This window comes from Gammaproteobacteria bacterium, from assembly GCA_036381015.1.
Classification (GTDB): Bacteria; Pseudomonadota; Gammaproteobacteria; order Steroidobacterales; family Rariloculaceae; genus ZC4RG20.
The window spans coordinates 1-12568 of sequence record DASVDR010000001.1; the positions used below are offsets into that span (position 1 = coordinate 1).

The 12568-nt window shown below is 64.0% G+C and carries 15 protein-coding genes; 9 read left to right on the forward strand and 6 right to left on the reverse strand.

The window, feature by feature from the left end; all coding sequences use genetic code 11:
- The 6 genes from VF329_00005 to VF329_00030 form a co-directional block, all read left to right on the forward strand.
- Nucleotides 1-349 (forward strand): arylsulfatase (locus VF329_00005; protein ID HEX7079382.1); only part of this gene is annotated, 349 nt, incomplete at its 5' end.
- 138 nt (nt 350-487) lie between these two features.
- Nucleotides 488-1405 (forward strand): formylglycine-generating enzyme family protein, encoded by a 918-nt coding sequence (locus VF329_00010; protein ID HEX7079383.1) that lies wholly within the window; start codon nt 488-490, stop codon nt 1403-1405.
- Nucleotides 1406-1499: 94 nt separating this feature from the next.
- Nucleotides 1500-1856, forward strand: a complete 357-nt coding sequence (locus VF329_00015) for a hypothetical protein (protein ID HEX7079384.1) — start codon at nt 1500-1502, stop codon at nt 1854-1856.
- Between the two features lie 43 nt (nt 1857-1899).
- A complete protein-coding gene (locus VF329_00020) occupies nt 1900-2250 on the forward strand; it encodes a hypothetical protein (GenBank protein HEX7079385.1) in 351 nt (116 codons plus the stop codon).
- Nucleotides 2251-2339: 89 nt separating this feature from the next.
- The gene (locus tag VF329_00025) at nt 2340-3806 is read left to right on the forward strand and encodes a porin (protein ID HEX7079386.1); all 1467 of its coding nucleotides are present in this window, start codon (nt 2340-2342) and stop codon (nt 3804-3806) included.
- A 121-nt stretch (nt 3807-3927) separates the two neighbouring features.
- Nucleotides 3928-4347, forward strand: coding sequence for a DUF202 domain-containing protein (locus tag VF329_00030; GenBank protein HEX7079387.1), 420 nt, complete (start codon nt 3928-3930; stop codon nt 4345-4347).
- Nucleotides 4348-4443: 96 nt separating this feature from the next.
- Here the strand turns inward: VF329_00030 and VF329_00035 are convergent, their stop codons facing one another.
- Complete coding sequence (locus VF329_00035; protein HEX7079388.1) at nt 4444-5004, reverse strand: DUF4136 domain-containing protein; 561 nt, start codon at nt 5002-5004, stop codon at nt 4444-4446.
- A 19-nt stretch (nt 5005-5023) separates the two neighbouring features.
- Nucleotides 5024-5734: a hypothetical protein gene (locus VF329_00040; protein ID HEX7079389.1), complete on the reverse strand. Its 711-nt coding sequence runs from the start codon at nt 5732-5734 to the stop codon at nt 5024-5026.
- A gap of 460 nt (nt 5735-6194) precedes the next feature.
- Between VF329_00040 and VF329_00045 the strand changes: the two genes are divergently transcribed.
- The 3 genes from VF329_00045 to VF329_00055 all read left to right on the forward strand — a co-directional run bounded on the left by VF329_00045 (nt 6195) and on the right by VF329_00055 (nt 8786).
- Nucleotides 6195-7202 (forward strand): HAD family hydrolase, encoded by a 1008-nt coding sequence (locus VF329_00045; GenBank protein HEX7079390.1) that lies wholly within the window; start codon nt 6195-6197, stop codon nt 7200-7202.
- Nucleotides 7203-7442: 240 nt separating this feature from the next.
- Nucleotides 7443-8180, forward strand: a complete 738-nt coding sequence (locus VF329_00050; GenBank protein HEX7079391.1) for a hypothetical protein — start codon at nt 7443-7445, stop codon at nt 8178-8180.
- A gap of 159 nt (nt 8181-8339) precedes the next feature.
- Nucleotides 8340-8786 carry a hypothetical protein gene (locus tag VF329_00055; protein ID HEX7079392.1) on the forward strand — a complete coding sequence of 149 codons (447 nt, stop codon included), beginning with the start codon at nt 8340-8342 and terminating at the stop codon, nt 8784-8786.
- Between the two features lie 250 nt (nt 8787-9036).
- Here VF329_00055 and VF329_00060 read toward each other — a convergent pair whose 3' ends face one another.
- The 4 genes from VF329_00060 to VF329_00075 form a co-directional block, all read right to left on the reverse strand.
- The gene (locus VF329_00060) at nt 9037-9840 is read right to left on the reverse strand and encodes a heme-binding protein (protein HEX7079393.1); all 804 of its coding nucleotides are present in this window, start codon (nt 9838-9840) and stop codon (nt 9037-9039) included.
- Nucleotides 9841-10407: 567 nt separating this feature from the next.
- Nucleotides 10408-10860 (reverse strand): hypothetical protein, encoded by a 453-nt coding sequence (locus VF329_00065; protein ID HEX7079394.1) that lies wholly within the window; start codon nt 10858-10860, stop codon nt 10408-10410.
- Nucleotides 10861-11115: 255 nt separating this feature from the next.
- The gene (locus VF329_00070; protein HEX7079395.1) at nt 11116-11409 is read right to left on the reverse strand and encodes a hypothetical protein; all 294 of its coding nucleotides are present in this window, start codon (nt 11407-11409) and stop codon (nt 11116-11118) included.
- A gap of 43 nt (nt 11410-11452) precedes the next feature.
- Nucleotides 11453-12367, reverse strand: coding sequence for a DKNYY domain-containing protein (locus tag VF329_00075; protein HEX7079396.1), 915 nt, complete (start codon nt 12365-12367; stop codon nt 11453-11455).
- Nucleotides 12368-12568: the final 201 nt, after the last annotated feature.

The window sequence follows — 12568 nt, forward strand, 5'->3', positions numbered from 1 at the left end:
CTTCAGCGACGACGGCGACATCGTGGCGCTGCGCTTCGACAACTGGAAGGTCGTGTTCATGGAGCAGCGGCTTCAAGGGACGCTCGGCCTCTGGGCCGAGCCGTTCGTTCCGTTGCGTCTACCGAAGCTCTACAACCTGCGCACGGATCCCTTCGAGCGCGCGGACGTCACGTCGAACACATACTACGACTGGCTCCTCAACAACGACTTCATCGTGCTGGCGGCTCAATCGATCGTCACGGAGTTTCTCGCGACGTTCAAGGAATTCCCGCCGCGGCAGAGAGCGGCGACGTTCACGATCGATCAGGCCGTCGAGAAGATGGAGGCCGCGATGGTCGCGAGCAACTAGCTCGCGCGTGGTCGGCGGCGGACACGTCGGTTTCATCGAGGAACGCTTATGGCACGGTCCATCGATTTCGTTCTTCCCGACGATGAAATCGGAGCCCCGGCCCACGATCCCACGGTCGGCATCGGCGAACGTCAGGGCATGGTCTGGGTGCCCGGCCGCACGTTCCTCATGGGCTCCGACCGTCACTATCCGGAGGAGGCCCCGGCGCATCACGTGATGGTGTCGGGGTTCTGGATGGATGAGACGGCCGTCACGAACGCCGAGTTCGCTCGCTTCGTGGCCTCCACGGGCTACGTGACCGTCGCCGAGCGCCCGCTCGACCCCAGACAGTATCCCGGCGCCGATCCGAGCATGCTGGTTCCCGGCGGGCTCGTATTTCGCAAGCGCCGCGGGCCCGTGGATCTGCGTGACTTTCGCAACTGGTGGGCTTACGTGCCCGGCGCCTGCTGGCGCTCTCCGCAAGGCCCGGGAAGCTCGATTAGCGACTTGGACGATTGCCCCGTCGTCCAAGTCGCCTTCGAGGACGCGGAAGCCTACGCCCGATGGGCCGGCAAAGCGCTGCCGACCGAGGCGGAATGGGAGCTTGCGGCCCGGGGCGGACTCGAAGGTGCGGAGTTCGTCTGGGGAGACGAGCTCACTCCTGAAGGACGACATCTCGCGAATACGTGGCAAGGCGAGTTTCCGTGGCAGAACCTCGCTGCCGACGGGTTCGAAGGCATTGCCCCGGTGAAGTCCTTTCCGCCGAACGGCTACGGCCTCTACGAGATGGCGGGAAACGTTTGGGAATGGACGACGGACTGGTACCGCGACCGACACAAGAAACCTCACCCGACGAAGTCCTGCTGTGTTCCGCAGAACCCGCGTGGACCGTCGATGGAGCACAGCTACGATGCCTGCATGCCGAAGGTGCACATCCCTCGCAAGGTGTTGAAGGGAGGATCGTTTCTCTGCGCACCGAATTACTGCCGGCGCTATCGGCCCGCCGCGCGATATCCGCAGATGATCGACACGGCAACGTGCAACATCGGCTTCCGGTGCGTGTCGAGATCTCCATAGGCTCTTTCGGCAACCGGCCTGACGGGACGTTCGAAAGGCATGGCGACGGAGGGTCACGTTTGCCAAGCGAGCGCACGGCTGGAGATGCACTGCGATGATTCATCGTGACATCGATGCTTCTGCTAGGCCGTACTCGATTCGGCGCTGGGCTTACGCGGCGTCCAGGGCCGTCGCTCTGCTGACGTCGACGTTATCGGCTCCACTCGGCGCACAAAGCGTCGAGGAAGTCTGCCGCGGGGAGCTCGAGTCCTTTCAGCAACCGCCCTTCGAGGCCTTCGACACGAATCGTGACGAGCACATCGTGTGGACCGAGAGCGAACGCTGCCGCTCGCTCCACAGCCTTTTCGAAGAGCTCGATGTGAACGATGACGAAAGACTGAGTCGAAGCGAGTACGGGGCCTTCGCGTTCATCTGGGCCGAGCGGGCGCGGACCTTCGGACTCGACCGGTGACTGACCTTTCGACCGTCCATCCGCGGGTGCAAGGAGGATTGCCATGTCAGGTCCTACTCCTCGGTTTCCACACCACGCTGTCGCCGTCGCTTCGAGCTTGGCGCTGATCGGCTCATCCGCATTCGCGGGCGGCCGTCCGAGCGAGACGGAGCGGAGCTGGTTCCCGGAGTTCTCGGGCGGCTGGGCATTCGCACAGAGCGACACCAACGACGTCCTCGACGACGACTTCACTTTGAGCGGCGGAGCGCTGTTCTGGCCCCAGAATTGGGCCGGCATTGGGTACAACCTCGAGGCAGGAGACGGCCAGTTCTTCGTGGAGGCGAAATACCACCGAATCGAGACTGACGCCCGTGACCTCGAGTTCGTGCCGGTAAACTTCGGCTTCCGTTGGTAGCGGTCGATGCGGTGGCGGCTCGCCCGACCGCCCTGATCCGACGTGCGGCTTCGTCGCTCCGCTCGCGCGCGTGGATCATCGTACTCGGAATGTGGGCGTGGGCCTGCACGACCCCGCGCGAAGGCTCGGCTCAGGAAGATCGCACGGGGCGGGAGGAGGCCTCATCGGACGCGGCGCCCAGGATACGCACGCATGCCGAGCTCTCCCGTGAGATCGACTTCCGGCGGCGCGACCTCGAGGAGCTGGATGTCGACATCGGCGACAGGAGAATGACTCCGGCCGAGCTCGATCGGAGGCGCGCGTTGACGCTCGAAATCCGCGAGCTCGAGGCGGAGCGAGCTCGACTCGAGCAAGCCGAAGCCGTCGCGGCGAACGATGACTCTGCAGGCGCCCGATGGAGCCGCTTTCGTGCGGCGTTCCGCGATATCACGAGCTGGGACCTCCGCGATGGAATCTTCCGTTTCCGGATCGGCGTCCGCACGCAGCTCGATGCCACCTACGGCGTAGAGGCCGATGCCATCGAGAACGTCCGGGGATCGATCGACAATGGCCTGAGGCTGCGGCGCGCCCGGGTGTTCGCGAAGGGCCGACTGCTTCGCGCGATGGACTTCTGGGTCGAGTTCGACGTCGGCGAGGACGCCGGCCTCAAGCATGCCTACGTCGACGGCGCCCGGCTCAACAACTGGGTCTCGGACCACTTTCGTTGGCGGATCGGCAAGTTCCAGGAGCCATTCAGCATCGGCCGGATGACCAGCTCGAACTATGCCGGATTCCTGGAAAGGGGATTGCCCGCGGACACGTTCGCACCCGGTCGCAACGTCGGCTTCATGTTGCGCCACCCCGAGAACAATGATCGGCTGACGTGGTCGGCTTCGCTGACGACCGACGGCGGGAGCACCGCGGACAATCCGAACAACTCCGAGCTGACGCTCACCGGGCGCGTGACCGGCTTACCCCTGCTCTTCGATGATGGCAACGGCTTCGTCCACGTCGGCCTCAGCGTCAGCAATCGTCGGCCGACGGACGACGACATTCAGTACCAAGCTCGGCCGGAAGCACGCTCTGCTCCGGTCTACGCCGACACGGGCCGTATCGCGTCCGACAGGGCGAGACTGCTCGGTGTCGAATTGGCCGTCGTAAGGGGCAGCTACTGGCTGCAAAGCGAATGGATAAGGGCCGCCGTGGACGCTCCGGCCGCCGGCGATCCGCAGTTCACGGGCGGCTATCTGGAGGTCGGACGATTCCTGACTGGAGAGCAGCGTGCCTACGACCGTGCCGAAGGTACGTTTGACCGGGCCACGCCCAACGTCGTCTATCGGGGCGGCAACCCGTTTCGATCGAACGCTCGACTCGGCGCCGTAGAAGTCACCGCACGTTACTCGACCGTCGACCTGACTGATGCTTCGATCTCGGGAGGAACGATGCGCGACGTTACCCTCGGGCTCAACTGGTATCTCAACTCCGAGAGCCGAATGATGCTGAACTACGTGCACTCGAGGCTGCACGGCGCCGGCGATGCCGACATCGTGCTTCTGCGGTTTCAGTACAACCCCTGAGCTGGCGGTGAAGACATCCGAGGAGCCCGCCGAATCGTTCGAGACGCGGCCCCGCGGGATAAGGAGCTGGTCCATGATGAAACGCACGATTACCGGGAACGACTCCTTGCAGGACCCTTCCGTGGACCTCGCCTCGCGGCGCACCGGCATGTCGTTTCAGCGCACTCGCATGGCGGCCGATCGCACGCTGATGGCCGTCATCCGCACATCTCTGGCGCTGATCAGCTTCGGTTTCACGATAGCCGAAGCGTTCCACAAGCTTCAGGAGGCGAACATTCTGGCCCGCTCCGAATCGGCCATGAACTTCGGCATGGCGCTCGTGGTGCTCGGCATCGCCGTGCTGGCAATCGGCATCCTCTATCACATTCGTTTCATGCTGGGCCTGCGTGCCGAGCGCGAGAGCATGATCGCGGCCGGACTGGTTCACGGCGAGAGCCGCTTTCCGGCTTCGCAGACCCTGATCGCGGCGCTGCTCCTGCTGCTGATCGGCGTGGTGGCGATCATCAGCATGCTGATCCGCTTCACGCCTTCCTTCGCTTGAGGGGAGGCGCGAGAAGCGCGTGCCGGGGCTACCGGGCGACCGGCGTGCCCCCAAGCCGTACGATGACGAGCGCTGCGAGCCTCGCCGACCCGCTGCCTAGTCTGAAAGCTTCTGCCAACGATCGGCCATGGCCTCGATCGCGGCGTCGACTTGTTTCTCGGCCTTCTCCGGGTCGTCGGAGAAAACTTTCGAGTAGGAAGCGCGCCAGACCAGCTCCTGCCGATCCGCATCCCAGATGTCGACCACGAGCGTGCCGGTATCGTAAGTGACGACGTCCGTCGTCACCGAAGTGGGACCGTTGAATCCGTAGCCCCACGCGCCCCACGCTCCGGTACCGTAGCCGCCGAAGCCATAGCCCCAGGCATCGGAATCGAGGCGGACATTCTGCTCCGTCGATGTGTGATACGTGACATACACGTCCGGGTCCTGCTCCGCTTTCATGAGCCCAGCCATCGCGAGCTGGCGTTCGATGTCCGCGACCACCCTGGAATGCATCAGCGGATTGCTGGTCGCGAGCGGGGAGTCCGTGTCCCGCCACTGAAAGGTCTTCACTGCCGAGAAGTCGTAGCTCTTGTCCCATTCGATCTTGGGCTTTGCGGCATGCGCCGTCGTCAGAGCGACTCCGACGAGCGGCAACGCAATCCATCTCGCGTTCATGATGATCAACCCTCTGTTTTCACTCTGCCGGAGTCAGCGAGACGGCCAGCGCCTCACCGTATGTCACTTGCACGGTGTCGCCCTCTTCGAGTCCGGCCAGGAATTGCTGCAGCTCGGGGCGCTCCACGGTGACCTCGCGCGGCTCGCCCTCGGGGTTCGTGAAGGCCACCGTGTTGCTCTCCGTATCCACATCGTCGATCGTGACGATCGCCGTGTAGATCAGACCGACGGCACCTCCGGGCTGGCCGATCGGGGCTTCGCTCGAGGCAATGACGATGGGTTCCCGCCCGGGCGGCGCCGTCGTGACCTCGGCCGCGAGAGCCGCGTAGTACACGACATCGACAGTGTCGCCTTCTCCGATATTCGCGAGATCGACATCGTCCCCCGCTTGCACCGTGAACTCTTCACCGTCGTCGGCCCGCAGTGAAACGATCCGCGTCTCGGGTTCGACTTCCATGACGGTTGCGCGGGCTTCCTCGGTCTCCTCGACGAACGCTGGCTCGTCGAGAAGCGCGACTTCCTGCTCCTGCTGTTGCCCTTGCTGCGCTTGCGGTTGCCCTTGCTGCGCTTGCTGCTGCCCCTGCGGCGCCTGCTGCTGGTCCTGCCGCTGTCCTTGCTGCTCCTGCGCGAACGAGCCGGCCGCGAGCAACGCGGTGCCGGCCGCGGCGACGATCAATGCACTTCGGCTCGAGACAGGCGACCCCATGCGGGTCATGGGTCGGTGCTTCATCGATTTCTCCCTTCTGACGACGTTCCGAAACACTCCTTTCCGGCAGCGGTCGCGACGAGCGACAGTGCTGTCCGAAAGGGCGGAGTTCGCCATGGTCACCGGTCTCGGACAATGCGACCTTCGTCCTACTCCCCGGCTCTCTCGGAACCTTCGGGTGCCGCCTCGCTCGCGTATCCGTGACTGACTGCCGACCGCCGCATGAGACCAAGGATCAACTGCAACCGCTGCGGGTAAGCGCAAGGCTCGTGCGTCACGGCCCGCATCGACCATGGCAGCCTCGGCCGGTGACGCCTGGGCATCTCGTGTGGGTTGCCGACCAGAGAATTGGACTTTGGGCCGATGTCCGGACGGCCCCCGCGGGGAATACTCTGCTCCGCTATGACGCCTCGAGCTCGTACTTGCGCGGGCGTCGAAGCAGCTTCGTGATAGGACGTCCGATCGAGCAGATCATTCGATGAGAATGAAAGCTTCGAAGCAGCTCGTCGTGCTGACGTGCACCTACCCGATGCTCGCAGCCACGAGCATCGCGCAGGACGATGCCCTCCCCTCCTGGAACGAAGGCCCCACGAAGGAGGCGATTCTCGACTTCGTCGCGAGCGTGACGACCGAAGGCTCCGAGGACTTCGTTCCCGTCGACCAGCGCATCGCCACCTTCGACAACGACGGGACATTGTGGTCGGAGCAGCCGATCTACGTGCAGCTCGCGTTCGCCCTCGATCGCGTCAAGACGCTTGCGCCCGAGCACCCGGAGTGGAGCTGGCAGGAGCCGTTCAAGTCGGTCCTGGCCGGCGACGTCGAGCACGCGCTCGCCGGCGGGGAGCAGGTGATCGTCGAGATTCTCGCCGCGACGCACGCCGGGATGACGACGGACGAGTTCGAGCAGATCGTCACCGACTGGATCGCCACGGCCCGGCACCCGCGGACGGGCAGGCTCTATACCCAGATGGTCTATCAGCCGATGCTCGAGCTCCTCGAGTACTTGCGGGCCAACGGCTTCAAGACGTACATCGTCTCCGGCGGCGGCGTCGAGTTCATGCGCCCTTGGACCGAGCGGACCTACGGCATTCCCCCCGAGCAGGTCATCGGCAGCCGGGCGGAGCTCAAGCTGGACACGCGGGACGGCACGCCGGTGCTGATCAAGGAGCCGGAGGTCGACTTGGTCGACGACGGTCCCGGCAAGCCCGTAGGCATCGAGCAGATGATCGGCCGCCGCCCGCTGATGGCGGTCGGCAACTCGGACGGCGACCAGGAGATGCTCGAATGGGCGACCGCGGGCGAAGGGCCGGGATTCGCTCTGCTCGTCCACCATACCGACGGCGAACGCGAGGTGGCCTACGATCGCGACTCGCCGATCGGGACCCTCGACGAGGCGCTCGACGCGGCGACCGAACGAGGCTGGACGATCGTCAGCGTCGAGAACGACTGGAACACGGTCTTCCCGCCGGCGCGGATTACCGATGCGCGATGACCCCGCGGCTCTGTCTCGTCGTGCTCGATCATGCCGTCCATATATTCGCTGTCGCCGCGCTTGTAACGGCCGCGATGCTCCGCCCGGACATGCGTGCGCAAGTACGTGCGCCCGCGGCGTCGGCCGAAGGTCCAATCGAAAGCTCGACCGAGGAGGCTGTTGAAATCGTCGACTCCACCGCGCCTCGACTGATTCCGCAGCGAGGTGCGGGAAGCCCACCTCGAGAAGGCGTGACAGCACGTGACTGAAAGTACAGGTATCTTCTTGACGAGCGGTCTGGGTGCACTGCTCTTCTGCGCAGCCTTTCTCTTCGGCGACAAGATTCGCCCGTTGCGGGCGGTCATCCACGATCCGCGCAGCATCGCGTCCTTCGGGGCGGGAGTCTCGACGGCGTACGTCTTCGTGCACCTGATGCCCGAGCTTGCCGAGGCGCGGGAAGCGGTCGCCTCTTCGGCGTCGCGCACGCTTCGCTACGAGGGAATGGTGATTTATGTCGTCGCCCTTACCGGATTCCTGGCTTTCTATGGGCTCTTGCACTTTCGCAAGCGTGTGCGGGCGAAGAGCGCGGAAGGCGGCGAGGCCGCCTTCCGAGTCGACATGGCTGGATGGGGCTGCTACGTGGCGATCGCGGCCTACCTTCTTTCGCACACTCTCGACGGGACAACGGCTTCCACGCTCACCTACGCGGTGGCCATCGCTTTTCATCTCGTGGCCGCGGATCACGCATTTCGGCGGGAGCACGGCGCCGCTTACGCGGGCAAGGGCCGGCTCGTTCTCGCGGCCGCCGCGCTCGCCGGGTGGTTGCTCGGCGTGCTCGTTGCGCTGCCGTTGACCGTGACCGCTGCCGCCGTCGCTTTCGTCTCCGGCGCAGTGATCATCAACAGCGCCGTCATGGAGTTGCCCGCGGAGAAGGATGGCCGCTTCTTCGCCTTCGCGATCGGCAGCGCCGCCTATACGGTGATCCTGACGCCCCTCTGACTGAATCCGGCGCCGGGCGGCAGAGCCGGTAAAGTTGGACCAGAGTCCAATAGCCGGCCGTGTTCGTAAGAGCTTAACATTGCGGCTCGTGTCGAGACCGATCGCGCCGTCGTGGCACACACCCCTTCGAGAAATCAGGCCTTCCTCGCGAAGACGGCGATGGCGCTCATCGTCGCGGGCATCGTTGCGGGCTCGCTGTGGTACGGCTTCTCGTCGGACGTCGAGCAACGGATCTGGCGGGATCTAAGCGAGCGCCCCGGCGGACCGATGACCTTCCGTTTGATCCTCCAGCCCGCGATGGCCGCGTTGGTCGCGATGCGCGACGGTATGGAGGACGCCAGAACCGGCCGTTCGCCCTATTTCTGGACGCTGCTCGTCGATAGGCGGGAGCGCGGCCCTCGGTTGCGGGAAGGCGTCATCGCCACTTCCAGAATCATTCTTCTCGGTCTCGTCATGGACGTCGTCTATCAGCTGACAGTTCTCGACTCGTTCTATCCCGGCGAGGCCGTCATCGTTGCGCTGCTGCTCGCCTTCGTGCCCTACCTGCTCCTCCGCGGACCGTTCGCTCGCATCTCAGCGTGGTGGCACGCGCGCCATTCCGGTTGACCCCGAGACGGGAGCGCTGCGCCCCGGCGACGAGCTGCCGGGGCTTCTCGCCGAGAAGCTCGTGATCAACGCGAATACCGTGTACGCAGCATCCGCGGGCCGGAGCCGGCTCCCGTTGTAGAGCCTAGAGCCGGCGCCCGAAGTGGGAAGGTAGCCGGAGACACGGCGGCGGTTGCCTGAAGGGGCACTGTCCCGAACCGGGCCCCGGCGATGGAGCCCGGTTCGGGCGATGGCCGCCGGTGCGGGCCGCCTAGGTGCAGTCGGCACCCGTTGGATTCGGTCCGATCGGACAGGCCTCTACGACGGCTGCGTTGTCTTCCGCGTCGTCGCTGCCGACTCCGCATTTCGGATGACCGAAGCCGCTCGGGCTGCTTGCCGCGGGGGTACCGTGCTCGTCCGGCGCGAGATCGTAGATGATGTTGTCGGTGCCGTCGGGGGCTACGCCGCCGGGCACGTTGTCGAGCTCGAGCGCGTCGCGGAGCCGCCAAGCGATATTGTGATCGGCGCACGACGAATCGCCGCTCACACCGACTGCTCCGAGCAGGGTGCCGTCCTGTGCATAAAGCGCGAGACCGCCGCCGAAGACGTTGACGCCGCCCACGAATTTGCCGACGAGCGGGTCCTGAGCCGTGCCGTATTGCTGCGGATTCGGACCGTAAGCGACGCTCGGGTCCACAGGGTTGCTGTGTTGAAGCCCGAATAGGCTTTGGCCGGACTGTGTCGCGAACCACAAGTTCGCCGTCGAGAGCGCGAGGTTCGGCAGACTGAAAGCATTTGCCGTGTTCGCTTTCTGGGCCGAGATGACTCGGCTGCCGGGCCATTGATCGCCGCGGTCAGAGCCCGTCATCGCGACGGCGCAGACGACACCATCGCGGTTCACGATGCTGCCCCACATGTTCAATCCGAATCCGCCGTTATCGCGGGCCTGCGCCGCTGACAGAGCCGTTTGGAGCTCGTCGTGCGAAGGTAGGTCGTTACAGTCCTGACCTTGCGCCAAGACGGTCGAAACGACGCCCAACGACAAAGCCGTCGCGAAGCACACTTTTGCGCACATCGCCGGGATCCTCCTACACCGAACTGCGATAGATTGCGACCTCATCGTCGCGGCCGGCGCACTACTCGAGGACTTGCGTAAAAGCCAGAACACATGTCCGGCCCCGCCATTGAGGCTCCGATGGACCTGCGAGCCGCTGGGGAGACGCTTCGGGACAGCTTCCCCAGCCTACAGCGAGTGTGTCGTGCTCATGCTGACCCCAGACTCGGGTGCAGGTCGCGCTTTTCGCGCCGGAAGAAGGTAGCACTCGTCGGCCGGCGTCGGCAGCCGGTGCTCGTGCCCATGCCATCCCCCGGCGGGCGTACACTCTCTGCCATGAACTTCGTCGGGAGAGTCCTCACCCTGCCCTTCCTCGCGGTGATGATCCTAGCCGTGTGCTTCCTGCCCTTCTCTCCGATCGTGATGCTGGTGGACCCGTCGGCCGAATCAGCGCTCGTGCTTCTCGTGCTGCTCGGGATGTGGCCTCACGCGGACCGCCTTCCTGCTCGCCCGCAGGGCCGGTCGCGTCAGGCGCCCAGCTCGAATGGCGCGGGGTCCCGTGCCATGGCGATAATGTCGAGAGACGCTCTACTCATCCGGCGGATGGCTCCAGTAGTAGTGAATCTGGAAGGCATAGCCGTAGGCTAACCAGAGGCAGCCGGGCGCCAGGACGGCCATCAGGAATGCGAAAAAATACCGGACATCACCGGTCCCCGGCCTGACGAAGACCAGCAGGTAGAGCAGGGCGAGGCCGGCCAGGAGACCCGCCAGCGCCATCGTTCCCATCACGGCCGTCGCCAGCACCTTGACGGCCGTATTCCTCGTCTTCGCGAGCGCGTGCGGCGCGAGCACGATACCGAAGAAGATGCTTGCAGCGAGGGCTGCGATGGCCCCGGACCTGAGCGTGCCGTCGAGCACCCAGAATACCGCGAACAGCATGGCAATCATGAACACGGCATACCCCGGACCTCGCGGGGTATTGTCCGAGTAGCGGCCGAACCGGCTCCCGATGACGAAGGGATAACGCCTTTTCTTATCCATGCCGCCGGGGATGACCGTACGAATGCCACACCGACTGCCGGCTTTCAGTCAAAGCAGGCCGCCGCCGTCTGTCTTTCTGCATCGAGCCTCTCCAGCAATCTGCCCGTCCACGGCAGGTTGTCGATCACCACAGTGCCCGCACCTGGCTTCAAGCGTGTCTACTCCGATGTCGGCGTCAGTCATTGATTGCTCATACCGGGCGGCGCGCCGTCTTCCGCTTCTTTTCTCTCGATCTATTCGGCAGGACCCATGCCTTTACGCATCGCAGAAAACCATTCCAGAAAAACAGCTTCTCTTCAGGCGCCGGCCGGTGCACGGGTTGAGCGCGCCAGAGGGCACCCCTTTCAGGGTAACCGCCAGGAGCGTGTACAGCGTATACCCGTTGATGGCATTCGGGCTGCTGACCACGTATACGGGAATAATCGGCTCCTTTTGGTTGAATACTCGCCACGCGATGTTATAGAGGTAGATTGGCCATAGCACGACAAACCCGATCACCGGGATCAGCACGAACAGCACGATAAATACCCAGACCAATGCGTCAGGCATGGAAGCCTTCCTCGTTCAGCTGACCTGAATGATCAGGGGGCGCTCAGGCCTTGCGCACGTTGCCAGGTTTGCACAGGAAGCCCTGGACTTCACACTCGTTTGTTACAGGTTCGCTGCGGTCGCCATTCCAGCATCTGAGGGGAATCGTGTGGTGCCCTGGGCTGAGCCGCCAGTAGCCGGCAGATATCTGGTGAAAAATCGAATCGAATCGGGGTTGATCGGTAAGCGCTTCCAGGTCGATGGAGATTGGCGGGGTTTCAGCAAGGAGGGCCATGCCCGGCGGCACCTCGGCAATCGGCGCCGCAAAATCATCGCCGGCATGAGGTGCGCAGTCACAAGGCACGCGATGCTCGAACCAGTAGCGGCCGGTCTTGTCCTTGCCATCGACAAGGCTTCCTTTGCAGTGGGGCTCGAACGTTTCCGGGTCCGCCCCCTGTATGACATCGGCAAACACATAAACCCGGCTTTTGTCCTTCGCCAGAATCGTTGTCAGGGGCTGGAGAGTCTGAGGATCGGCTCCAGGAATCCGGATGTCGCCCTCATAGGCGCAATGTTTATCGACCTGGTGGTTCAGACCGATATCCCGATACGTCCTGTAATCGCATACGAGGGCGCCTCTCCTGTCGCCACTGTATATGGTTCCGCCCGCGGGATCAGGTTTCGGCTGCCCGGGGTTGTACTGCCCGATGAAGGCGTCGGGCAGGGCACCGCTTAACCGGTAGATGCCGTTCTTGTCCCGTCCATATTCGTACGTGAGCTGCTCGAAAGTCGATGGGTCGGCGCCGGCAACTTGTTCGACTTCCCCGGTACCGTACTGGTAGTAAACAGCGTCGCTCTCTATCCGGTATCCCGGATCGTATTCGCAGGCGATCACAGTTACCCCAGCACCTATGGCCACAGCCGCGGTGCGAAGGCTCATGATGCCCGTTAACCCGCGTTTGTTTTTGTCTATGCGCATTTCGATTGCCCCGCGATCGGAGACTCATCACGGCTGTCAAACGGCAAAGCCGAGCTCCCGGAAGGGCTTGGCCAACCTGCCGGACCCGGCCAACCAGTCGACAGCGTCCAGCAGGCCGGGACCGATCCTGTACACGTTTTCTTCGTTGCGAAGGAGGATATTGCGCACGGTTTAGAGGATCCCGAGCGCATCCTCGCATCT

What these genes read in the sequence shown, in the direction of transcription:
- VF329_00055 (HEX7079392.1), top strand. Translation starts at nt 8,340, where the DNA reads ATGGCGCTCATCGTCGCGGGCATCGTTGCGGGCTCGCTGTGGTACGGC.
- VF329_00070 (HEX7079395.1), bottom strand. Translation starts at nt 11,409, where the DNA reads ATGCCTGACGCATTGGTCTGGGTATTTATCGTGCTGTTCGTGCTGATC.
- VF329_00040 (HEX7079389.1), bottom strand. Translation starts at nt 5,734, where the DNA reads ATGAAGCACCGACCCATGACCCGCATGGGGTCGCCTGTCTCGAGCCGA.
- VF329_00015 (HEX7079384.1), top strand. Translation starts at nt 1,500, where the DNA reads ATGATTCATCGTGACATCGATGCTTCTGCTAGGCCGTACTCGATTCGG.
- VF329_00045 (HEX7079390.1), top strand. Translation starts at nt 6,195, where the DNA reads ATGAAAGCTTCGAAGCAGCTCGTCGTGCTGACGTGCACCTACCCGATG.
- VF329_00035 (HEX7079388.1), bottom strand. Translation starts at nt 5,004, where the DNA reads ATGAACGCGAGATGGATTGCGTTGCCGCTCGTCGGAGTCGCTCTGACG.
- VF329_00060 (HEX7079393.1), bottom strand. Translation starts at nt 9,840, where the DNA reads ATGTGCGCAAAAGTGTGCTTCGCGACGGCTTTGTCGTTGGGCGTCGTT.
- VF329_00075 (HEX7079396.1), bottom strand. Translation starts at nt 12,367, where the DNA reads ATGCGCATAGACAAAAACAAACGCGGGTTAACGGGCATCATGAGCCTT.
- VF329_00025 (HEX7079386.1), top strand. Translation starts at nt 2,340, where the DNA reads ATGTGGGCGTGGGCCTGCACGACCCCGCGCGAAGGCTCGGCTCAGGAA.
- VF329_00020 (HEX7079385.1), top strand. Translation starts at nt 1,900, where the DNA reads ATGTCAGGTCCTACTCCTCGGTTTCCACACCACGCTGTCGCCGTCGCT.
- VF329_00065 (HEX7079394.1), bottom strand. Translation starts at nt 10,860, where the DNA reads ATGGATAAGAAAAGGCGTTATCCCTTCGTCATCGGGAGCCGGTTCGGC.
- VF329_00010 (HEX7079383.1), top strand. Translation starts at nt 488, where the DNA reads ATGGTCTGGGTGCCCGGCCGCACGTTCCTCATGGGCTCCGACCGTCAC.